This window comes from Anaerolineales bacterium (assembly GCA_015075725.1).
Lineage (GTDB): Bacteria > Chloroflexota > Anaerolineae > Anaerolineales > Villigracilaceae > Villigracilis.
On record JABTTV010000001.1, the window covers coordinates 2,699,525 to 2,722,975 of the forward strand.

The following is a 23,451-nucleotide window of genomic DNA, read 5'->3' on the forward strand; positions in this document are numbered from 1 at the left end:
CTAGAACTTCATCACATGCTGGGTCAGCGCCTGATACTGCTTCGCGGCGCGACATAGTTCGTCCATTTCAAAGATCGTCTTGCCTTCGGCGGCGCATTCTCTGAGCAGTGTGGAGCGATGGATGGGCGGCAGGACACTCGTATCAAACCGTTCCATTAGGGTTTCCATTGTGGCTTTGCTCTCGCGGGTTTGTTCGTCGAAGAAGGTCGGCAGGATGCCCAATAGATTTCCGCGCCAGTTTTTCTTTTCCTGAAGCACACTCATCATGAGCAGCACCTTCGAGACGCCGTCTGCAGAAAGGAACTCGGTGGCAGTTGGCACGATCACCAGGTCAGAGGCCCAGACCGCACGTTCCTGGATACCGCCCACACTGGGCGCCGTATCGAAGAGGATGTAATGAAGTCCATCCTTGAAGAAGCGTTGGATCGATTGGCGGATGGCGGAGATGGGTTTATCCTGCGCGTTGAGCACGGTCTGGGCTGCCATTGTCTGCTGGTCACCCGGTAATAAATACAATCCCTCCCGTCCGGAAAAACGCACCCACGACTGCACAAAGGTGGTCTCCTGGGGGGTGCTTCCCATTGTGAGCAGATAAAACGCGCCGGGCTCGGGGTTGCGTCCCAGGGCGGTGGCGGATTGTCCCTGTGGGTCCAGATCGATCAGCAGAACGCGCCGGCCCTTTTGGGAAAGACCGTGGGCAAGGGAAACGGCGGTGGTGGTTTTGCCGACCCCGCCCTTTTGATTGGCAATGCAAATAACTTTGGTGGACATAAGATGGATTTCCTCGAATGGGTTATGGATTAGCGGAGAAACGCGATCACCAGCAGAACGATGATCAGCCCCACTGCGATAGGGCCGAAGCAGGTTGCCACACCGGAAAGAATTCCTGCAATCATGATTTACCCTCCTTTCATTTCCAACTGGTTTGGTTCATCCACAGGGTGGATGTCGGATTGGGTTGGAATGGGTGTTTCGACCGGGATCATGCCCAGCTTTTGCAGTTCCCTGCGGATGATCAAGGCTGCCTGAGCCTTGGGAGCGCGGTACTCACGCTGCGCCAGATCGTTCAGCGCGGTCAGTTCGTAATCCCGCAAATGGATGATGACTTTCGCCATGTTCACCTCGTGTGAAAAAAATAAAAGAGCCGTACAGTGACGGCTCTTTTATCAGGCGTGAGTCAAGGAATTACCCAGTTTGATTTATGGGAATTCTACGGAAATTCATAAATGCAAAAATTAAATGGTTGAGTGGCGTGAATCGCCAATGTGACTGGTTGTATTGTTTTGGAAAATTTGAATCCAAAATGATTGGAAACGCTTTTCAGGAAATATCCTGACGTATGGGTTCCAGTTTGCTTCCTCCCTGAATTGAACTTGCAGTTGCCTTGCTTACGCGATTTCTTTTTCGCGCTCCTGTATGCGGGCGGACTTTTTCGCCTTTGCCCGGCGGCGGATTTCATCAATCGCGCGCTGCCGCCAGACACTGTAGTAGGTTTGTTCGGAGACAATCGGGGAGCCGTCTGAATTGGTTCCCAGATGCTCGGCGATCAATTCCCCAAGCGTGAAGGCATCGCGCATCGGGTCGCGATTTTCCCACTTCATGGCAATGGGGAGCCAGCGCTCCAGGGGAAAAGTGGGTTTGCGACCGCGTCGAGCCGGCATGTTGAAGAGGTCAAAGGGTTCGATCATCTGTGGTTCAGGGGGAGTGGTTTGGATTTGCACCACTTCCTTTTCCTTCAATTCATAGCCCCACAGATTCATGAACGCCTCGGTCCAGCTTCCTTTTTGCGGATGATGGAAGATGGATTTCTTCAAACGGATCAACTGGTCGATCCAAAGACCGAGACCAACTCCAACCGTGACCAATATCATCAGCAGGACCACATGATACATGATGGCGACTTGCGCCATTGCGGTGCCCAGCCCGGTTTCGAGGTTGTCATAGGACCAGGTGAGGTGCAGCAAGATACCTATGAGGGCAATCTTGAGCAGGACAATCAGGATCATTTTTTTGGGTGAACCATATTTATTGGCTCGAATCAAGGAATAAAGTTTCATGGGTCGAAGATTCTACCTGAGATAAATTTCACAAAGAAGATAAAAATTGTTTACATTTTTGAAATTCGATAAATAGGACATTATTTATAGGAAATAAATGCTCCGATGGTTAATCGCATTTGATTTGGACAGTGGATCTGAATTTTCATAATCAAATTATCAAACATACTGGACTCAAACTTGACTCTCGCCTTGTAAAACAGTGGGGAAGTACAACATTGAATGAAGAGGAAGTAATGTGATGATGAAAATGAAAATTAATATGCAGGAGGACTGATCTTGGAAAACACTCCTCCACTGGATGCAGATCGCATTGCCCTGCGACTGATGTTCAGGGCAATCGCAGAGTATGGTCGAAAAGTTCGATTGCGCCGGCAGGCTGCGGATGAAAAGACGGAACCGATGGATCCAAAACCGGATCAACAGGTTCGTCAACCACGAAAAAAGAAGAAGGCTGTTTTACACCGCGATGAATAGCGAATGGTAATGATTGGAGACTTTGCATGGCTTTTCTCAATTGAAAATTTAATACACTGGGCGTATCCCTCGCTGTGAACGACAGGTATAATTCCCTGTTGGAGCGCAAATAATGACTGATGACGAATGGCTGACAATCCAACAGGCGGCGAAAGTGAGCGGTTATCATGCCGAATATCTGCGCATCATTGTTCGAGCGGGGAAGGTGGTTGCCCATAAATTTGGTCCGGTCTGGGCAATCAGCAAAAAGTCCCTGCTGTCCTATCTGAAAACTGCGGAAAAATCCGACGATAGGCGGCATGGTCCCAAAGTGATCAAAAAATAAATCCTTTTTACACGACCCGTTGTTTGCTTGTTAAAAATACATTTTACTGGTAAAATGTATTTGCACCGAATAACGGGCGCGTAAAGTGCTGGAACACGATACACGCCCTGACCCAACCCACCGATATCAGCGGTAGGCGGGCTATTCGTATTATAGCCTCTGCAAACGCCCTGGTGGGATTCCATCGGGGCGTTTTGCTTTCCGGCTGGGGGAAGTGAAACGCCCAAACAAGGAGACAACCTATGGATGTTCAATTTTTGACTCGTAAAGCCGCCCGGGTGGTCATGCCAGACCGGGCGTCAACTCTCGCAAATCTCTCCGTGCTGCGCCAGGAATGGGAGCAGGCTGCGGAAGGGGACAGCCTGATCAATGTTCCCGCCTCGGTTGGGCTGCTTCTTTTTGATGTCACTGCCAGATTGGGGTTGACCCGGGAGGAGCAGGCCCAGGTGTTGGGCGACCAGCTTTTCCGGGAGGCATTGGTCAAGTTGCAACTATAGCAGTTCAGGAATGACCTAAAGGGATCCAGCCAGCCATGATCCCTTCAGGTATCGAAACAAAACAAATAACAAAACTTTTTGGAGTTTTCTATGGGTAAAAGAGCAGTGATTTATGTCCGCACATCATCCGAACAACAGGGCGAAAAATGCAGCCCTGCCGAACAGGAATCGGATTGCCGGAAGTTTGCCGCACAACAGGGGCTGGTGGTTGTCAATGTATATCGCGATATCGAACGGTATCGTGTCAAAAACAAATGGGTGGAACCCTCTGGGACACGCTATGACCGCCCTGCGATGCTGGCAATGCTTCGCGATGCCGCTGACGATCAGTTCGATGTCATTCTCGCATGGCGGGAGGACAGGCTTTATCGCGGCATGCGGGCAATGCTGTTGATCCTTGAAACGATCCAACAGCACAACCTGACCATCATGCTGGCGCTGGAAACCTTTGATCCGGCAACGGCTCCCTTGAAAGCCTGGCTCGCCCAGGTGGAACTGGAGAATATCAAGGAACGCATGACGATGGGGGTGAAGGCGCGTCTCAAGGCTGGCAAGGCGAATTCGGGTCAGGATCGGTATGGCTATCGCCGTGTGGGGGAACAGATCGAAGTGGTTCCGGAGGAGGCGAAATGGGTCCAGCAGATATTTGCCTGGTATATCGCCGGCGTTTCGATGCGCGAGATGCGCAGACGCTTGATCGCGGCAAATGCCCCTCAAAAGGATACGACGGCTATTCGTCGAATCCCGTGGTCTTTCAACAGCCTTAAGGGAATTCTGCACGGAGCCGGCGACTATGCCAGGGGCGTCAAAACCCAGAGTCGGGAAGGGGAACAATTTCAAATGAAGCTTATCCCCATTCTGGATATGGATACCTATCGAAAATTCATGGAGTTGAGGGAGAGTTATATCCATCCGGCGCAACAGGTTCCAAAAATTGATTTTCTGATCCGGGGTTTGCTTTACTGTCCATGCGGTTACAAGATGGGAATTCGCATCTCGAAATCATCCCGCGATCAATGGGATGGCGAATGGGAAGTCGGCAGGATTCGGGGCAATTACACCTGTGTTTGCAAGCACGACGAACTTATATCCCCTGATTGTCCGCGTTACGTAAAAAATGCGGAGGCGGATCGAAATGTCTGGCGGCAGGTTTGTAATGCCATCAATCACCCCGAACTTCTCCTGGAACAGGCGAAGATTCTGGTCGATGAGTTGAAAACGGATGCGCTGATAAGCGGGAACGACAAGGAACTCATTGAGAAGGAATTGGACAACCTGGTCGTGGGCCGGCAATGGGTGATCACCCAGGCGAGGAAGGGGGTTATCTCCGAGGCTGACATGGATCAACATTTGATGGATATGTCCATAAGAGAGGTGGACCTAAAGAAGCAACTGAATGCCATCCAGGATGCGGTTGATGCTCAATTGCTGGTTGATTGGGAGGGAAAGGTTCAGCAATATCTTGCTGATTTGAAGGAGGGCATTCAGGCATTGCATCGCATGCCTGAAGCTCCCGCTGAACAGCGAAGAGTCGTTGAGTTGAAACGCCAGATTATTGAAACCCTTGTGGAAAAAGTTTCCGTTGACCGGGATCACCAGTTCACCGTGACGATTCGCCTGCATCTGCTGGGCATTTTGGAGAATACAACCGGCAATGGCGGCAGTTCCAGCAATGGTGGACAGTGGCCGACGGGCGGAACTGGAAATCGATCAAATCCTTCCAGTAGAACAACAGGATTCAAATCGCTGATAGGTCATATCCGGGTGAGCGCCAATTGGATCATGCAGGGCATGTAATCTGGAGATAACAATGAAACCACGTGCAGTGATTTATGTTCGCACATCTTCTGAACATCAAGGTGAGAAATCAAGTCCGGCGGAGCAGGAAGCGGATTGTCGGAAATTGGCTGCTGATCAGGGATTGAAGATAGTCGGAGTGTATCGGGATATTGAAAAATATCGTGTCCGGAATAAATTGGTGGAGCCATCCGGCACGCGATCCGACCGCCCCGGGTTGTTGTCCATGCTTAGAGACGCATCCAAGGGTGAATTTGACATCATTCTTGCATGGCGTGAAGATCGTCTTTACCGGGGTATGCGTTCCATGCTTCTGGTGTTGGAGACCATTCAGGAACACAAGATACAGATCATGCTTGCCAGGGAAACTTTTGATCCCAAGATTGCTCCGCTTCGTGCGTGGGTTGCACAAATGGAGCTGGATGGGATGAAGGAACGCATGACGATGGGTGTAAAAGCCCGTCTTAAATCAGGCAAGGCAAATACCGGGCAGGACCGCTACGGCTATATGCGGGTTGGGGATGCCATCGAAGTGGTTGAGGATGAAGCGTTTTGGGTCAGGCAGATCTTTGCCTGGTATGTGGAGGGAGTGCCGATTTTGGAAATTCGCAAGCGGTTGATTGCGGCGAACGCGCCTCAAAAGGGCAGCAGCATCCCAAGGAGAATGCAATGGGCAAGGTCAAGTATTCAGGCAGTATTGATTGCCGCCAAGGAATATGCCTATGGCATTAAGATTCAAACTCGCAAGGGTGAATCCTTCCAGATCCCGGTTCAACCCATTATTGATACAGTAACGTATGAAAGGTATCTTCGTGTACGGGAGAGCAAAAAGACACATCCGATTAGAAGCATCAAATATGATTACCTGATCGGCGGTAAGCTTTTTTGTGATTGCAATTACAAGTGGGGTGCAAGAACCAACAAGTCCAAGAGGAATAGAAAGGGTGAGTTGATCAGGCGAAAAACACCCGTTCGAGTCTATTATTGTGGACAATCACATAAGGACCAGGTTTCACCAAATTGCCCGCGGCACATAGGGGCTAAAAAGGCGGAGGATATTGTCTGGCAAAAGGTTTGTGCTGCGATGGACAAACCTGATTACCTGCTCGGTCAGGCGCGACAGATAGTTAATCAAATCAGGGAAAGCCAGGGCACATTGGAGCAGGATCGGATAAGAATTGAGAATCAGTTGGAAGCGGTACTGACAGAGCGGCAATGGGTTATTACCCAGGCACGCAAAGGTGCTTTTACCACCAATGACATGGAATATCAGCTGAGCCAGCTTACCTTTCAGGAGGTAACTCTTAAGCAGGAACTTGCCACGCTTGGAGAAACCATCAATATTAATGCCTTGAATAATTGGGAGGAGAATGTGGTCGAATTCTTGGCTGACCTGAGAGCCGGCGTTGAGGAGTTAAAACTTGTTGCTCCCCAGACGCCTGAGGAGCAACATGATATTTTTGTGCTTAAGAAACGGGTTGTTGATACTTTAGTTGAGCGTGTTGATATCGATATAGACCGAAATCTTTTTGTACAGATCCGACTGAATCTTCTCGATATTCTACGAAAAGATGCTGAGTCCGGAGGCTCTACTGCTGGGGTACAAAATTTTGAGGTCGGAACTTATACCCGTATACGATCAACCCGCGCTCATCGCCGTCGTTCCTCATCTTGCGGGTGACCATTTCGACGGGCATGCCGATCTGGACTTCGGAATTATCCACATCGGTCAATTGAGCTGTGAGCATGGGTCCTTCATCCAATTTGATAAGCGCCACGGTGTAGGGAGCCTGCGATTCGTAACCGGCAGGAGCTTCGTAAATGGTCGTGAAGGAATACACTTCACCTTTACCGCTAAAAGAATATAAGTCCTTTGCTTCGTCGCCGCAGTTCGGGCAGACATCGCGTGGGGGGAAGATCTTGTGATCGCAGTGCGGACAAACCTCTCCAACGAGTCCATATCGCTGTTTTTTGAGGCGCCAATGTCGGGGGATTTCCATGTTCTTGTTGTTCCTTTCTCGAACTCTATTCTATCCAGCGCGACTCTCAAAGACTATCAGGATTGACTTTCAAAATATTCCCGAAATGGACTTGTCTTGTCTGGAAATCCTTTCATTTACGGCTGAAACTGTTGCCCAACTCTCACCTTTGTAAATGGCAAGCCGGGTAGTGCGCGTAGTCAGATTGTCGATTAACTCTTGACGTAGGGAAAGGGACCGGGAAATATTTGTCGATCGCAGTCATTTTTATAAGACAGATGCCGGGCGACGCTTCCAATGTTGTGTCGCTTGCTCGAAGGCATACGCCAGTTGCAGGACTCCCAAATCATCCTGGTGCCTCCCTACGATCTGCAATCCAACGGGCAAGCCCGATGTTGAGAATCCACCCGGGACTGAAATTGCCGGGTTTCCCACCGTGGAAATGAAATAACAGGATTTCATCCAATCAATATAGGTATGCATTTCTTCGTCATTGATTATTTCAGGATAAGGTTTCACGACATCGAACGGCAGGACTTGACTGACCGGCAGGACCAAAAATTCGTATTTTTCCATAAACTCGCGCAGGCGATGAAATAACCGCGTTCGGTTTATTTCCACTCGGGCGAGATAAGGACCGGTAAGGGATTTGCCTTGTTCGATATTCCAGATCACGGTGTCTTTCAATATATCCATGTGTTCCCGGTATTCTGTCTCTAGACCCGCTTCGAAGCTCCAGGCGCGCCAGGCTTTGAAAATTTCATCGGCGCCGGAAAAATCGGGTTCCGATTCTTCGACGATGCAGCCCAGCGCCTCGAATACGGGACGGGCTGAATTCACGACCGCCAGCACTTCGCGCTCATACGGCAAACCCAGATTGATCCAAGCAATGCGCGTCTTTTTGAAATCGCGTTCCAATGGCAGGGAAAACTTCGAGCCGGGGTCAAGCAATGAGATGGGCGAAAGAGTCGAAGGTCCGGCGAGAGCCGAGAGGAGCAGCGCCACATCGGAAACCGTACGAGCCATCGGTCCATCCACAGACAATGTGAACCATCCCATCTCCGATGGATAAGAAGGGACCCGCCCGGGCGAGGGTCTCAGTCCGACGACGTTGCAAAAATTTGCCGGGTTCCGAAGCGAGCCGCCCATGTCGCTTCCATCGACGATGGGGATCAAGCCGCATGCCAGAGCCGCTGCCGCGCCGCCACTGCTTCCTCCGCAGGTTTTGCCTGGATCAAATGGATTGCGCGTCGCGCCGAAAACGGGATTGAAAGTTTGCGACCCGGCTCCAAACTCAGGGACGTTTGTTTTGCCGACCGAAATCGCGCCTGCCCTTTTGATTCGTTCGACGACAAGCGAGTCGCTATCGGGAATGAAATCCTTGTAGATAGGCGAACCGAACGTAGTGCGGATGCCGCGCGTGAGCTGCAGATCTTTATGCGCGGTCGGCAAACCGTGCAAAATGCCGGGGGTTTCGCCTCGCATGATCGCGGCGTCAGCGCTGTCTGCTTCTTTCAACGCCTGTTCAATTGTCAGCGTGACGATCGCGTTGACCTTCGGATTAACACTCTCGATCTGCGCCAGATGTGCGGAGAGGGCTTCGCGCGCGGAGATTTCTTTATTTCGCAGCATACGCGCAAGGTCGACGGCGGGAAGGAAGCAGAGATCGGTTGTCATGAAATTGGTCCAGTTTTAAAAATGAATGATGGATTTTACTCCTTGATATCCCGAGTAGCTTCATCCACTATCTCCAATTATTTGACCTCGTTGACTTTGACGCGCGAATTTGCTAGGATGAAATTGACATTCGAGGGACCCATGGCACATAACGATCAAATCAGATCTCAACAGAAAAAACAAAATCCTGCCAAAGGAAAAAAAACGGATAAAAACAATTCGACCAACTCACTGCCTGCGACCGTCGGTATTGTTTCGGGGATTTTTGCGATCCTGGCGGCGATCGTCGCCATTGTAAATGGCTGGATCGACATTGGGTTGAAGGTCAGCCCCACGCCCATACCTCCCGTCGTCACTACGGCAGCGCCAACCATGACTCCCGAACCCACAGCGACACCCACTCCGTTGTACACGCCCGGACCTCTCACCTTCATCGAGCGTCCGGAACAAATCAACGCGGGCAACGATGTAAGGATCATTGTCCAAGCCTGGGAGGGAGCTTTGTGTTTTATAAAATTTTCAACCCCTGATGGGAATGAGAGCAAAGCGGAAGGGTTGGGGGTTGCCAGCCCAGACAGTTTACATCGATGCACCTGGGTTTGGAATATCAATCGCAACACTCACGAAGGCATGGGATCTATCTATATCCAAGTAGGCGAATTTGAAGAGACGCATCCAATTGAAATATTGCCTTGAAATAGATATGTGATTTTGAAGATGCCTCGGCGGCGAAAGGTGCCGGGGCTTGTGGTTTTATCCTCTCTTCAACCGGTAAGAAAGTATGAAGGGATCGAGTCTTTCCGGGTAATCGTCCATGTAATAGGCGACGAGGTAGCCGCGGTGCTCATCCACAGAGAAGGGCCACGGCGAAACGTTGATCTCGCCGTCCTCCACATGGTATTCAATAGTCACTTCTCCATTTTCGCCGTTGCGCGGAAATACCGGCATCCTGCCCGAGGCGGGCACATCGAAGCAGAATTGAAACGAGAGAGTATCCAACAGGTCGGTGATGCGGTCCATCCGGTCGAAGAGGAGGCGGGAGAGATTGTGTTTCTTCAATTGCGCGTCGATCCCGTCCGTGAAATCGGCGTGTAATTTTTTACGGATCTCGGACGTGCCGTGACCTGCCAGCCGCCGAAAATGGTATTTGACGATGGTATCCGCAACGATGTCGGAGCATTCCATGGCGAAACCGCGCCGGGCGATCACATCCCACTCCTCGTCGGGTATGGAGCCGATGGGGGAATTGTCGAGATAGCCGTAACCTCTGTCGTGCAAGCCCATGCCCATGATCATTGAATCCCGCTCGATGGGCGGAGAATCGAAGAGGTCATTGCCCCAGAGCATTGCCAGCGTGCCGACCAGTTTAAGATGTTCCGACTGCGGGGTGACGATATTTCTGCGTTTGGATTTGAACATGGAGGTCTCCAGTGGCGTGATAGGGTGGTCTTAATTGTAATCGCGCCGACGCGATACCGCCAATTAATTCCGTTATGGGGAAACAAAAACAGGCACTAGCCCAAATGGGTGATGTGGATTTGGCTCGCATGCAAAGCAAATGTAAGGTTTGGCACGCAAAACTACTTTGCGGACATCCCAGTACATTGTATATTTAATTATCGATGCATTTCGTCATAAAAAGGAGAATAAAATGACTTACCGATTTCTATCCCTTATGAATTCGATCGCCCTTGCCGTCTTTGGTGTGATGTTCTTTATCATGCCGCAGTTCGCCCTCGAGTTGTTCGGCACCGAAACGTACGAGGCAACCATCTTCGTGGCGCGTGTCCTCGGCAGCGCGTTGCTCCTGGCGGGCATGTTCATTTGGATGGCGAAGGACCTGGTGGAGAGCCGCGCCGAGAGGACCATGGCGATCATGTTGTTGGTCAGTTCGATTGTCGGCTTTATCCTGACGTTGGTGGGGATGGTCTGGGTGGATGTAATCCGCGCGAACGGTTGGATCCTGCTGGTGCTGCATATCCTGTTCGCACTGGGGTACGGATATTTGATTTCCGGTGTTACGATCGTCAGGAGCCAACAGCAAAAGCAGGTTTAGCATGCCTTTGTTTCAGGATTGTCATCCAGGTTGATCGTGACAATCAGGATGCGATTTCGATTTAAAACGGTCTCGCGGACATCATATCCCGAGGCCGTTTTCATTCGACCTCACCCTGCGTCTCTCAAGGGAGGCGGGGCAAGACCTTCCAAAATCAAATCATTTTCTTTCACAAAGGATGATCGCCTCCCCTTCTCTGGTAGGTTGCTTCATCGTGTCGTCAATGATAAATTTGCCGCATGGATACTCACCGGAAAAATCATAAGAAGAGACCTCAATTTTATTTTGCAAGTTCGCTAAATTTATTTATCCTTCTTTTGCTCGCGCAAAGTTCCTGTACAAGCACCAGACAACCTTTGCCAACGATTGCTTCTTCAACGGAGGCCATCCCAATGACGAATACGCCCTTCCCCCCACAAATACCTCAACCATCCAAAACTCCTTTATCCAAAGAGACTATTACAGCCAAACCGTCCATTCATGGAGATTGGAGTGATGCGCCATCCATGTTGACCGCGCGTTCCGCCCATGCCGTGACCCATTCTGACTCGGCGATCTACGCTTTGGCAGGGACTGACGACCACGGCAAACCCATCCTTGATGTCGAATCGTTCGATGGCACCCAATGGCTGAAGGAAGCAACCCTGCCCGGCGAGGGTCTCAACGCCCCCACCGCCTCCATTGTAGAGAATAAGTTGTATGTTATCGGCGGCTTTTTGGCGATATCCAATTCACCGACAGATGAAGTTCGAGTATATGACCTGCAATCCCGTGAATGGACCAATGCCAGCCGGCTCCCAAGCCCGCGCGGTGGACATGTCGCCGTGGTGCTGGATGGCAGGATCCACGTTTTCGGCGGGGGGAATTCCGTTTCCACGCTGAACGATCATTCGGAGTATGATCCTGCCACGGATACCTGGCGGGACCTTGCACCCCTGCCGCGCTCAGAAGGGAGTCCGGCGGCGGTCGCGGTCAACGGGAAGATCTATGTGATCGGTGGCAGAAGCGGATTTTCCGATTTCGGCGATGTCTATATCTACGATCCCCAAACGGACACCTATGCAACCGGTCCATCCATCGAGCCGCATGGCACCGCGGGCGCCGTCTATTATTGCGGTGGGATCTATCTTTTCGGTGGCGAGTCGCAGGCACAGAGAAGAAATATGGAGGAAGTCTGGCGGCTGGATCTTGAAAGAAATGTCTGGGAATCGGTGACCGCCATGCCCATCGCGCGAAAATTTGCCCGCGCGGTTGTGTTCAAGGATGCGGTGTATATTGTTGGGGGCAGTGTCGTTCCGGCGAATAGCCACTCCCCAATAGGCAGCAACTCGGTGTTGCGATTTACGCAACCAGACTGCCCATGACTGCAAAAAAACGGTCTCGGAGACTATACATCCCGAGATCGTTTTTCATTCGTTGAAAGCCCCTTCCCGAGTCCTCCCCAAATCCAATGGAGTTATGGAGGGTGACCGAAGGTCGGGTGGGGCAATTTGTACATCTCAAGACCTATTTTCTTTTGCGAGTAACAGAACATCGCTCAGCGTTCCAATTAAGTAAAGGAACGAACATTGTTCGTAGCCATTATTGGACTGCATCCCGTGTAGTATGAATATTTCATAAAATGCAAAATTCCAAAACGGAACGGGCTTTGATATCTGCGTTAACTGGTGTATGCTATATTTCAAAAGAAGGTCGTACCGGAGGTTTATATGAAAAGAAACATGGTCCGAATGATCCTGGGTTTATTTTTTGCCGCTGTGGCGGCGTCCTGTACGACTTCGGATCTGATCCGACCGAGTAATAAGATCGGTCCGATGTGGATTCAACGCTATGGGCATACCAATGCAACCCCGATCTGGGATTTTTGCGAGCTGCCCGATATGGCAACCCCTGGAGTATTTACAACAGAATGTACGATTCCTGAAGTAGATGAGTTATTTATTGGTGTTGGAATTTGTGCAGCAGACGAAGATCAGCGCGAAGCAATTTGGCAGGCAAGGACCTGGGAAATGTATATCGATGGTCACGGAGTGGACCTGCCTGCTTTCAATATTGCCGATAGTTCTTATGAGGACCAACAATGTCGAGTTTGGAGAATCAGACTGCGGGAAATTCCCGAAGGGGAGCATGCGATCAGGTACGTCATGCACGTCAATGAACAAGTCGAAGGGGATCCCGACCCAGATCCTTTGGGGACTTATGAGCTGATTGTCAACTTTACGCAGAAAAAGTAGGGGTAAAAGCTATTGCCCTGCCTGAATTACAAATCAAAAAACGGTCTCGCAGACGTGATGTCCCGAGACCGTTTTGAGTTCGACCTCACCCCCGCCTCTCCCAAGGGAGAGGAGCCAAGACCTTCTCAAATCAAATATTGCTTTTGAAACCGACATCATCATCACACAGAAAAAGATTCAACCCCATACCCTCTCCTTTAGGAGAGGGACAAACCGACACGCCGATTAAACGTCTTCATCTGGGTGCGGTCCTTCCCCTCTTCCCATCCCAACTCCGTCTTTCATCTCTCTGCCGTCATCGATACTATTCCCCCCAAGACCGTTTTACGCTTTGTCAAACACACCTTTTTCATTCTTTTCCATAGAAACTTGAAACTTTAGACCTTCGCCAAAATCTCACTGTATATTGATATAACGGAATATTCAACATCCGAATAGTTTTGGGGATCAAAATGATGCCATAGAGTTATGACATGACCTTCCTTATTTCTGAAAACTTTGGCGACATTTAGTCCCTTGACTACCCGAGAGTGTTCTTTAAATTTGTAAACTTTCGATAGTTGGGAAATCAAGAAATCAAGAGTGAATGTGTTGTCAACGGCAAAGTTTTTTGTATCAACAGATTTAAGCTTGTAAACAGATGGCGAGCCTGAATTTGGTTTGTTTATTCCAAATCCACAATATAAAAACACTGCTTTTAGTAACAGCTCAGTCCCAATTCCGATAAACAACCTTTTCTGAATGTTTCGAATCATTAAACGCAAATTCTTTGGTGCTTTTACATCAGTTGTCAACAACTTGGCAGACAAGTCAAAATAGTATTCAGCCAAGAATTTGAAATTCGGGTAATCAGGTTCTGTAAAGAACTTGGCATATTGAGATTTAACATCTTTTTCAATGCTCATTATCTGCCATGACCCTTTCTCCATCTACTTGGATAAACAACCTGATCTCTAAACAAGCTCCACGAAACATATCTTTCCACCAAATCCTCAAGCTGTTGAGTCTCCTGTTCCAAACTTTCGCCGCTTATTGGAACCTCAAGTTTCACTTTTGGGTCTCCATGGTGAAACAATTTATTTCTAATCCTATTGAAACGCTTAAAAGCCACAATATGGTTTTCAAATCCTTCAAGTTTAGCTTTATTGGCGAGTTCCTCAAAGCGAGAAACCAAACTGGGACGCTGAGATTGAACAAGGCTATCAAATATTTTTAGAAGCATCTCAGAGTCATCTTTGGCGTGTTCAGAAATTAATTCCCGCATCTTTTCATACTCTTTCAGTCTTGCATTATCAGATGCATTTTCTTGCCCATAACCTGTGAGTATAATCTCCAGCGGGATGAACAGTGCGGTGAATTTCGATATTACATCTCTCTCGACCCATGCACGCAACAACCAACCAAAGATGGATATTCCAACTTCTCTGGCTTCAACTGGAGCTTTGTCCAATTCCGAAATAAGGTTTGGCAAGGTTTTAACGCCAATCGCATTTAGTTTTGGTTCTTCAAGAAATTCAACTGCTGGACCATTTATCTGCGTAGCCCAATTGTCGTTCCTTTTGACTGCAAAGATATTTTCATTAATCGCCTCCAAAACAAACTGACGATGAAACCTTAATCCAATTATTCCTGCAATAAGATCTGTAGTCTCTTTGAAATTCTCAATTTCTTTCTCACCCAACTTAAGCATCTTGTCATCAGCACCAGATTCTCCTGCGTGGAAGGCAATGGAGAGTTCTTGTGGCACATCAACCTGTTTAATGCATTGAATTTCGGTGAAAAATTTTCTTGGGTAATTGGATAGTGTCGCATCTTTCTGGTATTCCACATTCATCACTGGCGAATATTCTTCCCCAGGCACAATATATTTTCCAATATTGGAATACACCACAATGCCGCGCTTAGGCTTTGCCCCCATATATACGACAACCTCAAGGTCTCCAATTTTGGTATTGAAGTTTAGCTCATCTTCCGTTGACAATGAACACCCTAATGAGTCGTAGAGTCTTCGGTAACCTATTTGTTCTATTGTCATTTTACATCCTCCACTGATAACTGCTCACTGATTACCACCTTCCGACTCCCACCACCCCATCAACTCACTCAACGCCAGGGATGGCGTCGCATCGCCCTGCCTGCCTGAATTCCAGGTCACGATCAACTCGCGCTTGGCGCGCGTAATGCCGACGTAGAACAGGCGCAATCTCTCCTTGACGTAATCCAGCCGCGAGCGCAGCGTCGCCACGCCTTCCTCGTACCAGTCATATTCACTCGTCGACTCGAGCGCGGTCAACTGTGCCAGCGCCTCCGCTTCGAGATTCAATCCACTGTGCACGAACCAACGCTCCGAAATAAAACGGTCATTCGGCATGTTCGACGGGAAATCATAACTATTGACCGACATCAGATACACGCGGTCCCACTCCAGTCCCTTCGCCTTGTGCATCGTCGTCACCACCACCCGTCCGCGATGGCGTTCGGGGTCAAAGCCCGAATCATCCGACGAGAACCCGATGAAGCGCCGTTCGTTCTTGGCGATGACTGCCAGTTCCGACGTCAACTCAGGAAGGCGCCAATCCGCGTGATCGTCCGCCACCTGCCTCAGCACCAGCGCCAGTTTATGCGCCAGCGCCAAATCCGACGCTTCGCTGAACACATCCTGCGCCAGCGTCAATACCAATTGATCGATGGGCAGAGTCACCGCGTTCAACCACCTCTGCACATTGACTCGGAAATCACTTAACTCCTGGATGACTTGCTCCGGCTCTGACTCACCCAAGCCTGCCAGCCAGTCATCCGCATTTTGTGGCGCGATGAAATTTTCTACATCAACGATCTTGCGCAATAAAGCCGTCACCTGCCCAAGCAATTCACGCCGCACAGCCTCGTCCGCCAATTCTCCAATTCTCCCATCCACTTTTCGTCCCCCCTCAGTCTCCAGTCTCCAATCTCTCCTCCACACCTCATACGCCTTCGACAACTTCCTCGCCGACTGTGGGTCTGCCAGATACGACAACAAGTAACTCAACGATCCCGCTGCGGCGCGTGTCTCAGATGTACTTGAAATCAACTCAATCGGCTCGATGCCGCGTTTGCGCAGCTCCCCTACCACCTCCACGCCGCGCTGATTACGCGGGACAAGGATCGCAACCGTCGGCTGTTCCTCAACGGGTACATTCGCAAAGAAATCGAGGTAACCCTTCACCGACTTGACCACCGCTTCCAATTCCTGTTCGGGCGTGTACCTGGTGCTGATGAATTTGATTCCCCCCGGGTCGTTCGGTGGATTCTGCTGTGGGTCATCCTGCGGGACGGGGACGATGTGCGGAACGCTGAGCGCCGTCCGCGCTTCGGGGATGGGATGCGAGGTCATCACCCAGTCGATCAGATGATTGGCGACCGCCAAAATCGAAGGCTGTGACCTACCCGACTCAGGCATGTCCACACTGGGGTTGTTTTGGATGAACGCACGCAAGAGTTCAGGGGAAGCTGTGGTGAAGGTTTCGAAGATCGCTTGGTTGGGGTCGCCCACGCGGACCCAATTACCGCCCAAATCGATGGTTGAGTAGCCCTGAGCATTTGTTGCGAAGGGCGTATCGAAACCAGAAGTTGAAGGTGTGGTCTCGATACGCTGCGCTACTCGACCACCAGATAGAAGCGAAAGTATCCTCTCCTGCGTCAAACTCGAATCCTGTGCCTCATCTTCCAAAATAAATGGATAGCGATAACGCAATCTTTCCAGAAATTCTTCGTCGTTTTCGAGCAGAGTCAATGCCAAGCGAATCAGGTCATCGAAGTCCACGGCACCGCGATAGGCGAGGGCGCGTTGATAGTCTGCGTAGATGCTGTAGCCAAGTTCGGCTAAAGGCAACCGGGCGGGAGAAGCGTCAAGCTTGGCACGCAGGCTTTCGGGAGTCAGGAGGCGATCTTTGGATGAACGGATAAAAGCCAAGGCGAGGGAGTCCAACAGATCAGGCAGTTGCTGACGTTTGACCCAATCCGTTTTGGATTGATCGAGGGCAGGGTCGAGATATTCATCGAGGCTGTGACTCGCCAGCCACGCATTGACCGACTCGCGGCGAATGAAGCCCGCCTCCCGCTCGTCAATGATGCTGAAACGCTCCTCCAGCCCCACGCGCGCAGGCTTCTCGCGGACGATGTCATGCGCCAGCCCGTGCAGCGTGCGGACGCGATATTTATACAACGCCTGGAGAGGGTTGTCGAAGAAGCGTTTGATGCGCGCTTCGAAATTATCCACCGCAGAGTTGACGAGCGTGACGATGAGCACCTCCTGATCGTCGGCGAGCCAGCCTTCGTGAATGATCTGCGCCGCCAGCGCCGAGAGGATGTGCGTTTTCCCCGCGCCGGGTACCGCGGCAATGCCAAGCCTCCCGCCGTTGTAGCGAAGGATGTTTTGTTGTGAGGGTCGAGGGGTGAATGTAGTCATTGTTTTGAACCGCGAAGCTCGCTAAGAGCGCTAAGATTTTTTTATGAACCGCTAAGACCGCAAAGGTCGCGAAGATTTTTTATTTGTTTTCTTAGTGCGCTTCGCGCTCTTAGCAGTTTATTTCTTTACTCACTCGAGGTCAACACCTTTTGAAATGCACGCAGCAACTTACCGCGCTGTTCAAAGCCAGATGCGCCGAGGTCGGAAATGGCGAGGAAGATTTTTTCGCGGCAGCGAGCCAGCAAACCGCCGGTGAGACGCGCCAGAGTTTCAGTCTCCATCGCAACCTCGTCCGAGTCGAGCCAGAGGCGGCCCGATGAGGCATCCCAATGCCGCGAAAGGACATAGGGATGCGTGAGCGGCTGCGAGACGCGCTGCGACCAGCCGTCCGAGCCGGGGTCGAGCCAGAATTGATAAGAAGCGGGGCGGTTCATCATCAGGAATGTGTAGGCAGGCGCAACAAGCACGGCATCTTTATTCTCGTTTCGCCACGCTTCCAGATACTGCGCCGCGATCACACCGTCTTGCAGCATGGAGATATATTCTTTTCCGAGATTAAGACCAGACAGGTCTGTTATCGGTTCCATTGCGACCCTGAACTTCTTGATGGATTCGACCAAACTCGCCGCGACGCGCACCGCGTCGAGATTCAAATGAAAACCGAAACCGGGCTGGGAGAGCACTTCGCCGAATAATTTTCTCAAAAAGAAATCGAGCGGCAGGGGTTCGTTTACGCGGTATTCTTCGAGCCAGGTTCGAAGAGCGGAATACCGTTCGCCAAAAGAATAGGTAATGCGTTCCTGTGTTTCAGGCTGGATCTCGTCGAATGCCGAGAGCCTTAAGTCGCGCTGGCGATAGACGATATCGGCTAGCAATTGGGCGCGGACGAGATCCGTGTTCAACGCGAACATGAACGCGTGCGCCATGTCGAATTTCGGCGGATGGATGTTCCAACCGGGATGAGCAAGTGCGGACAAGGTAAGCAGCGATTTACTTCCGGGTTCATCGCGCAGGGAACGAGACGGGCGGTTGCTTCGCGAGGGAATTCCCGCCGCTTCGAGTCGATTCGTTATCGAAAACCTCAATGCGTCTGAAAGATACGGCGCGAGAACTACGATCTCCCCCTGCGGCGTGCCTGTTTCGATCAGCGATCGAATCTTTTTCACCACATCATCCAGCATTTCGGGATGGAAATGAGCGAGGATGAATTCCATCGCATGCTGCTCTTCATTCACTTCAGCAGATTCCTCTTTGGCAATGGCTGAAACCAACGCGTTCGATAGTTTGAGAACATTGGTGGAGGAGACGAAGGACTCGGTCAGCTCGATGACCTGATCGCATTCTCGCCTCAGATCCAGACCTGAAATTGGGTCGCCGCCCAGGAACTTTCGATACCCCGCCGCCTCGTCGAAAAGCAGGAGCGCCGAGTCGAAATCCGCCATCCACTCACGGACGATGTCGTGGGCGCAGGAGATGTCCTCTTCGATGTTGTCGTAAACGAGATGGCGATATGTCTGCGTGAGGAAGGAACGGGCTTGTTCGTTCCGCCAAAGAATGTAATTGAAGATTTCGAGTTGGAGGGAAAAATCCAGCAGGTTGTGGTCGAGGCAGAATTGGCGGAAGAGATTCGTGCATTCCTGCACATCGGCATAGAGCCGCCGCTGAGCGGGGTCGCCAAACCAGGCGGAGTCGAGCCGTGAACCGATCTCGGTATGCGGAAAACCGACGATGGCGGCTTTATTCAGGCTGTCGAGGATCTGCGAATACAAACGGTTGCGATTGATGGTGACCGACTCGAAATATCCCTTCTCTTCGATTAATGGACGGACAAGATGCGCCATGAAATATTGCGCGGTCTCCAGTGTTAGAAAAACGGGCGCCCGGTCGGGGTTTTTGAATCCGGCTGTCTGCGCGGCAAGGGGCCAGAACAGGTCGCACATGCGCCGCGCCAATCCGCCGACCGTGGCAGGAGTCACCTCGCCGCCCGCGATACGTTCGGGACTTTCCAGCAGATCGAGATAAGGTTCTTGTAGTGTTCGCTGTGGAGTGAGCAGGAGGATCGAATCTGCGGGAGTGCCTTGAGAAAGCAAAAAACGAATCCGTTCCACACCGGCGGTTGTTTTTCCCGTGCCTGCCGCGCCCGAGACGAAGAGACGGGAGTCAAGGGGAGACTCGATGATCTGGCGCTGGAGCAGATTGAATTGAGTCATGAAGCGAATGTAAAGTATCGCGGATGTTTTGTCAATGAAAAGCCCCCGCTCCAAATGGGTCGGGGGCTTTGTTCGATCAAGCTTGTTAAATCCTACCCACCTGGCGTGGGCGTGACCTCGAGTTCGGATTCGATCGATTGATCGGCGGAATCTGTCAACGATTCGTCAGAGAATTCATCGGTCGTTTCCCCGTAAAGATACGAGTCGCCAGAACCGACGCTGCAGACCGCCACCGTTTCGCTGGTCAGGCATGAACTTACGCTGTTATAGCTCGCCACGCCGATCAGTGAGACGATGTCTTCCGGGGAGCCCGCCAACAGAACAAGCGTGTTGCCTTTATCGCCCGATGCGAACAACATAAGTCCGTTACCGAACCTGCCAATTTCACCGAATGCGACCGTATCGATGGATTCGTCGCCGATCTCGACATCGGCTTTCAGCAGGTAGTTGTCGAAGTCCTCCGTGGCGTCGAAGGAGCCGATCAGGATGGCGTCGCCGGACGAGGGGATATCATCCACGAATTGAAGTTTCAAGTTAAGGAAGCGCAGCGAGGATTGCAAGCCTCCCAGCGCGGTGATCAGGCTCGGGTCTTTTTCCACATCCGGCGAGACGAAGACCTGAACGGTTTTTTGTGTAAAGATGTAGGGGAACAGGTCGAGACTTTTGCTCTGGACGCCCGAGAGCGCAAAGTCTGCAAGGTTTTGGATGAGCGATGCATTATCGGTGTACGTGCTGTATGGCGCAGAGAGGAAGGTGAAATCGCCGAATGCCGCGACATTTCCATCCGCGCTCAGCGCCGCGCCTCCCGCATTCGGATCATGCGCATCGTTCAGCGACGAGAAGTTGGTCTTTGAGCCCTGGAGCAGGAGCAGCCCCGAATCCGTCCCGACCGAGCGTGACCCGTAGAATGCGATCTCTTTCAAGCCAAAGGTCAATTCGCTCTTGCCGAATTCGTCGAACAGAACATTGCGGAAGTTGCCCTCGTTCGATTCGGTGTTGTAAAGATAATCATTGTTGACCGCAATGTCGAACTGCTTCAGGAGCGAATTTGCGGCATTGGCATCGCCGTAGGCAATGGGATTGCCGGTGATGTAATCAAAGTAGAGCGTGTTGCGCGTCGCGTCGATGAAGACGAGGATCCTGCCGCCGCGTTCCGCAAAGTTTTCGAGAAGAGTGGTCTCGTATTGGGTGAATGTGATGCTTGGAGAAACGGAAACGAAAGCCGCGGCGGTTTTCAACAGGGATTCCAAAGCCAGGGAATCGGAGACTGTTTCCACATTTCCTCCGCGCGCGCGAATGGCGGAGGTAAGTGCTTCGATCTCGTTCAGGGTGAACTGGTTGCCGTGAAATCCGTCGATCAGGACGGTGCCGCCCATCTGCTCGATGTCTTCAAGGTCCGGCGTATTGATGGGCGCTTGCGGCCTTTCGAAGGATGCGTAATCTGGTGTGGCGATCTCGGAACGCTGCGGGACTCCGCGATAGAACCATAATCCGCGTACGAGCATGGGGAGGATCAACGCCAGGATCGCAATAACGATGGTTTGCCTTTTCATGTCATCCTCCTATTGGCTGACGGGCAGGGGCGGAATGTACAGCAGATACACACCCGCTTCCCTTGGGTAGGGCAGGGTGATGCCGTCCGCGTCGGTCATGAAAAAGAAATAGGTGGGCGCTACGACGCCGGCCGGTTCCGCGAGGTCGAGGATTTCGTAGTTGGCGACCTTTGCCAATTCGGCGGCTTTCTTTGCGCCGTCGTTCTCGGTGCCGAACTCATCGATGATGCCGAGCTTCAGCCCGTCGATGCCGGAAAAGATCTGCCCGCTGAATGTGACCGCATCGCTGCCGCTGAGTTTGTCTCCGCGCCCGAGTTTGACGGCCTGGAAGAATCCCTCCTTGATCATCTCGACCTGGCGCATGTCTGAATCGCGCGGCGCGCCCCAGAGTTTATACGGACCCGTTGTGATGATGTCTTCGATGACGAAGGGCGAGGGCGGCAGATAGCCGATCACGCCGATGTTGCCCACGAGGGAGGTCGGTTTGGCGAAAATGTAATCGGTGTTGACGGAAAGATAATATCCTCCGCTGGCAGCCATGCCGTTGACAACTGTTACAACCGGTTTTTTCTCGCGCAGGCGGGTCAGTTCCATATAAATGGATTCGGTATCAACCACCGTACCCCCGGGGCTGTCCATGACCAGGACCACCGCCCGCACTTCCGGATGATCGATCGCATATTGGATCTGTTTGATGGTGTTTTGGGCTGAATACGTGTAAATGGCGTCTTCCAGCCGGATCACACCCACAACCGGGCGTGGAACTGCTGAAGCCGCCAGCAAACCGAGGATCAATGGGATCACCAGCCAGAGCAGGATGTTCCGTATCCGTTCCCAGCGTTGATCTGCTTCGCTCATGGTACTCTCCTTTGTTTATTGTGAACTTAGTTATCAGCATATACGAGAAAATCTGCTTTGTCAACAAGGTTGTTCTGCGAAACGTTCTAAAGTATAGTTGAATGAACCTGCCGCGCAGGCAATTTCAAATTCAACCCCAGGAGGTTTTCCCCATGCCCACCCCAATCAAAGGCGCAATCAAAAGCGGTTCTGCGGTATCCAGGTCAGGAGCGGTTTCCTACGTCAGGTTCTCGGACAAGCTTACCGCGTCCATCACGGACATTGCCAAGATCATCGAACAGCACAAGGAGATGATCGACTCGATTCAGGAGGTTGCCATCGAGTTGACCGGGTCCATCGGCTCGCTTCACACCCTGACCGTAAAATACGCCCGCACTGCGAACCAGATTCTCGACGTTCTGCTTCCCATCATTAAGAATCTGCCCATCGTCCCCAAGAACGTCACGCAGATGCTGGTCAATCTCGAGGGATTGACCCAGAAGATCATAGACAACGAAAAAACCACGACCAAGACGATCACGGATGTGCAGTCGGGCTTGAAGACCGGGGATGCCAACAAGCTGAAGGCGCACGCGGGTCAGCTTCAGGCTGTCACCAAGACCATTACAGCCATCATCCCAAAGGCGTAGTACAGGCTGTCGGCTTGTTCTAATATCTGAAAATTTGTTGACATTTCCCCGCGTCTGCATGTATAATGCAGTCCGCTTCCACCCCGGAGGACGAATTCCGGGGTAGTTGTTTGTTTCAACCCCAGCTTCCCCAGGCGCAGGCGCAGGGTGCAAGACAACCCGCAGGCTTTCTCGGTGAAGTGAATGACTGGAGATAAAAGAAAATGAAATTTGCAATCGTCGAAAGCGGCGGCAAGCAGTACCGCGCCGTTGAAGGCTCCACCATCGATGTGGATCGCCTGGCTCGCGAAGTGGGCGAGACCTTCGATTTCGACCGCGTCCTGCTCATGGCAGATGGAGATGCGGTCTCTGTCGGAACCCCCACCGTCAATGGGATCGCTGTCTCTGCCACGGTCATGGACCACGTCAAGGGTCCCAAAGTCCTTTCCTTCAAGTACCGCCCAAAGAAACGCATCCGTGTCCGCGGCGGGAACCGCGCTCATTTCACCCGCCTCATGATCGAATTCATCGGCAAGGCTGGCGATAAGAAGGAAAAACCCAAGGCTGAAGCGAAACCCAAGGCAGAGAAACCAGCCAAAGCCGCGAAAGAAGCGAAGCCGAAGGCATCCACAGAAAAGAAACCCACTCCGAGAAAGAAGTCGGAAAAGAAGTAAAG

Annotated in this window: 23 protein-coding genes; 11 read left to right on the forward strand and 12 right to left on the reverse strand. The window is 51.4% G+C overall.

What is annotated here, in order from left to right:
* From HS100_13015 to HS100_13025, 3 genes are all read right to left on the reverse strand, one after another.
* Entirely contained in the window at window positions 1-771 is a 771-nt protein-coding gene (locus tag HS100_13015) for a ParA family protein (GenBank protein MBE7434830.1), read from the reverse strand.
* A 128-nt stretch (window positions 772-899) separates the two neighbouring features.
* Entirely contained in the window at window positions 900-1,115 is a 216-nt protein-coding gene (locus tag HS100_13020; protein MBE7434831.1) for a hypothetical protein, read from the reverse strand.
* Between the two features lie 273 nt (window positions 1,116-1,388).
* Entirely contained in the window at window positions 1,389-2,057 is a 669-nt protein-coding gene (locus tag HS100_13025; GenBank protein ID MBE7434832.1) for a hypothetical protein, read from the reverse strand.
* Window positions 2,058-2,336: 279 nt separating this feature from the next.
* Here HS100_13025 and HS100_13030 point away from each other — a divergent pair, with 279 nt between their 5' ends.
* The 5 genes from HS100_13030 (at window position 2,337) to HS100_13050 (ending at window position 6,834) form a co-directional block, all read left to right on the forward strand.
* Window positions 2,337-2,534 (forward strand): hypothetical protein, encoded by a 198-nt coding sequence (locus tag HS100_13030; protein MBE7434833.1) that lies wholly within the window; start codon window positions 2,337-2,339, stop codon window positions 2,532-2,534.
* 112 nt (window positions 2,535-2,646) lie between these two features.
* Window positions 2,647-2,859, forward strand: a complete 213-nt coding sequence (locus tag HS100_13035) for a helix-turn-helix domain-containing protein (GenBank protein MBE7434834.1) — start codon at window positions 2,647-2,649, stop codon at window positions 2,857-2,859.
* 242 nt (window positions 2,860-3,101) lie between these two features.
* Window positions 3,102-3,356: a hypothetical protein gene (locus HS100_13040; GenBank protein MBE7434835.1), complete on the forward strand. Its 255-nt coding sequence runs from the start codon at window positions 3,102-3,104 to the stop codon at window positions 3,354-3,356.
* 90 nt (window positions 3,357-3,446) lie between these two features.
* Window positions 3,447-5,153, forward strand: a complete 1,707-nt coding sequence (locus HS100_13045; GenBank protein MBE7434836.1) for a recombinase family protein — start codon at window positions 3,447-3,449, stop codon at window positions 5,151-5,153.
* Between the two features lie 13 nt (window positions 5,154-5,166).
* On the forward strand, window positions 5,167-6,834 hold the full coding sequence (locus tag HS100_13050) for a recombinase family protein (protein MBE7434837.1): 1,668 nt from the start codon (window positions 5,167-5,169) through the stop codon (window positions 6,832-6,834).
* Here the strand turns inward: HS100_13050 and HS100_13055 are convergent.
* Together HS100_13055 and HS100_13060 are read right to left on the reverse strand one after the other, a co-directional pair.
* Window positions 6,743-7,153, reverse strand: coding sequence for a Zn-ribbon domain-containing OB-fold protein (locus tag HS100_13055; protein ID MBE7434838.1), 411 nt, complete (start codon window positions 7,151-7,153; stop codon window positions 6,743-6,745). The genes HS100_13050 and HS100_13055 overlap by 92 nt on opposite strands.
* Window positions 7,154-7,399: 246 nt before the next feature.
* The gene (locus HS100_13060) at window positions 7,400-8,809 is read right to left on the reverse strand and encodes an amidase (protein MBE7434839.1); all 1,410 of its coding nucleotides are present in this window, start codon (window positions 8,807-8,809) and stop codon (window positions 7,400-7,402) included.
* A 141-nt stretch (window positions 8,810-8,950) separates the two neighbouring features.
* Between HS100_13060 and HS100_13065 the strand changes: the two genes are divergently transcribed.
* Complete coding sequence (locus HS100_13065; protein ID MBE7434840.1) at window positions 8,951-9,505, forward strand: hypothetical protein; 555 nt, start codon at window positions 8,951-8,953, stop codon at window positions 9,503-9,505.
* A 57-nt stretch (window positions 9,506-9,562) separates the two neighbouring features.
* Here the strand turns inward: HS100_13065 and HS100_13070 are convergent, their stop codons facing one another.
* The gene (locus HS100_13070; protein MBE7434841.1) at window positions 9,563-10,228 is read right to left on the reverse strand and encodes a hypothetical protein; all 666 of its coding nucleotides are present in this window, start codon (window positions 10,226-10,228) and stop codon (window positions 9,563-9,565) included.
* 232 nt (window positions 10,229-10,460) lie between these two features.
* Between HS100_13070 and HS100_13075 the strand changes: the two genes are divergently transcribed.
* The 3 genes from HS100_13075 (at window position 10,461) to HS100_13085 (ending at window position 13,099) form a co-directional block, all read left to right on the forward strand.
* On the forward strand, window positions 10,461-10,865 hold the full coding sequence (locus tag HS100_13075) for a hypothetical protein (protein MBE7434842.1): 405 nt from the start codon (window positions 10,461-10,463) through the stop codon (window positions 10,863-10,865).
* 392 nt (window positions 10,866-11,257) lie between these two features.
* A complete protein-coding gene (locus HS100_13080; GenBank protein ID MBE7434843.1) occupies window positions 11,258-12,229 on the forward strand; it encodes a hypothetical protein in 972 nt (323 codons plus the stop codon).
* A 345-nt stretch (window positions 12,230-12,574) separates the two neighbouring features.
* Entirely contained in the window at window positions 12,575-13,099 is a 525-nt protein-coding gene (locus HS100_13085; protein MBE7434844.1) for a hypothetical protein, read from the forward strand.
* Between the two features lie 377 nt (window positions 13,100-13,476).
* On the opposite strand, the gene HS100_13090 is transcribed toward HS100_13085, so the two are convergent.
* The 6 genes from HS100_13090 to HS100_13115 form a co-directional block, all read right to left on the reverse strand.
* On the reverse strand, window positions 13,477-14,004 hold the full coding sequence (locus HS100_13090) for a hypothetical protein (GenBank protein MBE7434845.1): 528 nt from the start codon (window positions 14,002-14,004) through the stop codon (window positions 13,477-13,479).
* Window positions 14,004-15,134: a hypothetical protein gene (locus HS100_13095; protein MBE7434846.1), complete on the reverse strand. Its 1,131-nt coding sequence runs from the start codon at window positions 15,132-15,134 to the stop codon at window positions 14,004-14,006. The genes HS100_13090 and HS100_13095 overlap by 1 nt, the downstream gene beginning before the upstream one ends.
* A gap of 24 nt (window positions 15,135-15,158) precedes the next feature.
* On the reverse strand, window positions 15,159-17,546 hold the full coding sequence (locus HS100_13100; GenBank protein MBE7434847.1) for an ATP-dependent helicase: 2,388 nt from the start codon (window positions 17,544-17,546) through the stop codon (window positions 15,159-15,161).
* Between the two features lie 125 nt (window positions 17,547-17,671).
* The gene (locus HS100_13105; protein ID MBE7434848.1) at window positions 17,672-19,756 is read right to left on the reverse strand and encodes an ATP-dependent helicase; all 2,085 of its coding nucleotides are present in this window, start codon (window positions 19,754-19,756) and stop codon (window positions 17,672-17,674) included.
* 92 nt (window positions 19,757-19,848) lie between these two features.
* Window positions 19,849-21,309, reverse strand: coding sequence for a hypothetical protein (locus HS100_13110; GenBank protein ID MBE7434849.1), 1,461 nt, complete (start codon window positions 21,307-21,309; stop codon window positions 19,849-19,851).
* Window positions 21,310-21,318: 9 nt separating this feature from the next.
* Entirely contained in the window at window positions 21,319-22,167 is an 849-nt protein-coding gene (locus tag HS100_13115) for a S49 family peptidase (GenBank protein MBE7434850.1), read from the reverse strand.
* A 152-nt stretch (window positions 22,168-22,319) separates the two neighbouring features.
* Here HS100_13115 and HS100_13120 point away from each other — a divergent pair, with 152 nt between their 5' ends.
* Both HS100_13120 and rplU read left to right on the forward strand, forming a co-directional pair.
* Window positions 22,320-22,796: a hypothetical protein gene (locus HS100_13120; protein MBE7434851.1), complete on the forward strand. Its 477-nt coding sequence runs from the start codon at window positions 22,320-22,322 to the stop codon at window positions 22,794-22,796.
* A gap of 203 nt (window positions 22,797-22,999) precedes the next feature.
* Window positions 23,000-23,449 carry a 50S ribosomal protein L21 gene (gene rplU / locus HS100_13125; protein ID MBE7434852.1) on the forward strand — a complete coding sequence of 150 codons (450 nt, stop codon included), beginning with the start codon at window positions 23,000-23,002 and terminating at the stop codon, window positions 23,447-23,449.
* Window positions 23,450-23,451: the final 2 nt, after the last annotated feature.

Bases quoted from the DNA above. Each gene is read 5' to 3' on its own strand.
- HS100_13015 (MBE7434830.1), bottom strand. From the start codon at position 771: ATGTCCACCAAAGTTATTTGCATTGCCAATCAAAAGGGCGGGGTCGGC.
- HS100_13020 (MBE7434831.1), bottom strand. From the start codon at position 1,115: ATGGCGAAAGTCATCATCCATTTGCGGGATTACGAACTGACCGCGCTG.
- HS100_13025 (MBE7434832.1), bottom strand. From the start codon at position 2,057: ATGAAACTTTATTCCTTGATTCGAGCCAATAAATATGGTTCACCCAAA.
- HS100_13035 (MBE7434834.1), top strand. From the start codon at position 2,647: ATGACTGATGACGAATGGCTGACAATCCAACAGGCGGCGAAAGTGAGC.
- HS100_13040 (MBE7434835.1), top strand. From the start codon at position 3,102: ATGGATGTTCAATTTTTGACTCGTAAAGCCGCCCGGGTGGTCATGCCA.
- HS100_13045 (MBE7434836.1), top strand. From the start codon at position 3,447: ATGGGTAAAAGAGCAGTGATTTATGTCCGCACATCATCCGAACAACAG.
- HS100_13050 (MBE7434837.1), top strand. From the start codon at position 5,167: ATGAAACCACGTGCAGTGATTTATGTTCGCACATCTTCTGAACATCAA.
- HS100_13055 (MBE7434838.1), bottom strand. From the start codon at position 7,153: ATGGAAATCCCCCGACATTGGCGCCTCAAAAAACAGCGATATGGACTC.
- HS100_13060 (MBE7434839.1), bottom strand. From the start codon at position 8,809: ATGACAACCGATCTCTGCTTCCTTCCCGCCGTCGACCTTGCGCGTATG.
- HS100_13065 (MBE7434840.1), top strand. From the start codon at position 8,951: ATGGCACATAACGATCAAATCAGATCTCAACAGAAAAAACAAAATCCT.
- HS100_13070 (MBE7434841.1), bottom strand. From the start codon at position 10,228: ATGTTCAAATCCAAACGCAGAAATATCGTCACCCCGCAGTCGGAACAT.
- HS100_13075 (MBE7434842.1), top strand. From the start codon at position 10,461: ATGACTTACCGATTTCTATCCCTTATGAATTCGATCGCCCTTGCCGTC.
- HS100_13080 (MBE7434843.1), top strand. From the start codon at position 11,258: ATGACGAATACGCCCTTCCCCCCACAAATACCTCAACCATCCAAAACT.
- HS100_13085 (MBE7434844.1), top strand. From the start codon at position 12,575: ATGAAAAGAAACATGGTCCGAATGATCCTGGGTTTATTTTTTGCCGCT.
- HS100_13090 (MBE7434845.1), bottom strand. From the start codon at position 14,004: ATGAGCATTGAAAAAGATGTTAAATCTCAATATGCCAAGTTCTTTACA.
- HS100_13095 (MBE7434846.1), bottom strand. From the start codon at position 15,134: ATGACAATAGAACAAATAGGTTACCGAAGACTCTACGACTCATTAGGG.
- HS100_13100 (MBE7434847.1), bottom strand. From the start codon at position 17,546: ATGACTACATTCACCCCTCGACCCTCACAACAAAACATCCTTCGCTAC.
- HS100_13105 (MBE7434848.1), bottom strand. From the start codon at position 19,756: ATGACTCAATTCAATCTGCTCCAGCGCCAGATCATCGAGTCTCCCCTT.
- HS100_13110 (MBE7434849.1), bottom strand. From the start codon at position 21,309: ATGAAAAGGCAAACCATCGTTATTGCGATCCTGGCGTTGATCCTCCCC.
- HS100_13115 (MBE7434850.1), bottom strand. From the start codon at position 22,167: ATGAGCGAAGCAGATCAACGCTGGGAACGGATACGGAACATCCTGCTC.
- HS100_13120 (MBE7434851.1), top strand. From the start codon at position 22,320: ATGCCCACCCCAATCAAAGGCGCAATCAAAAGCGGTTCTGCGGTATCC.
- rplU (MBE7434852.1), top strand. From the start codon at position 23,000: ATGAAATTTGCAATCGTCGAAAGCGGCGGCAAGCAGTACCGCGCCGTT.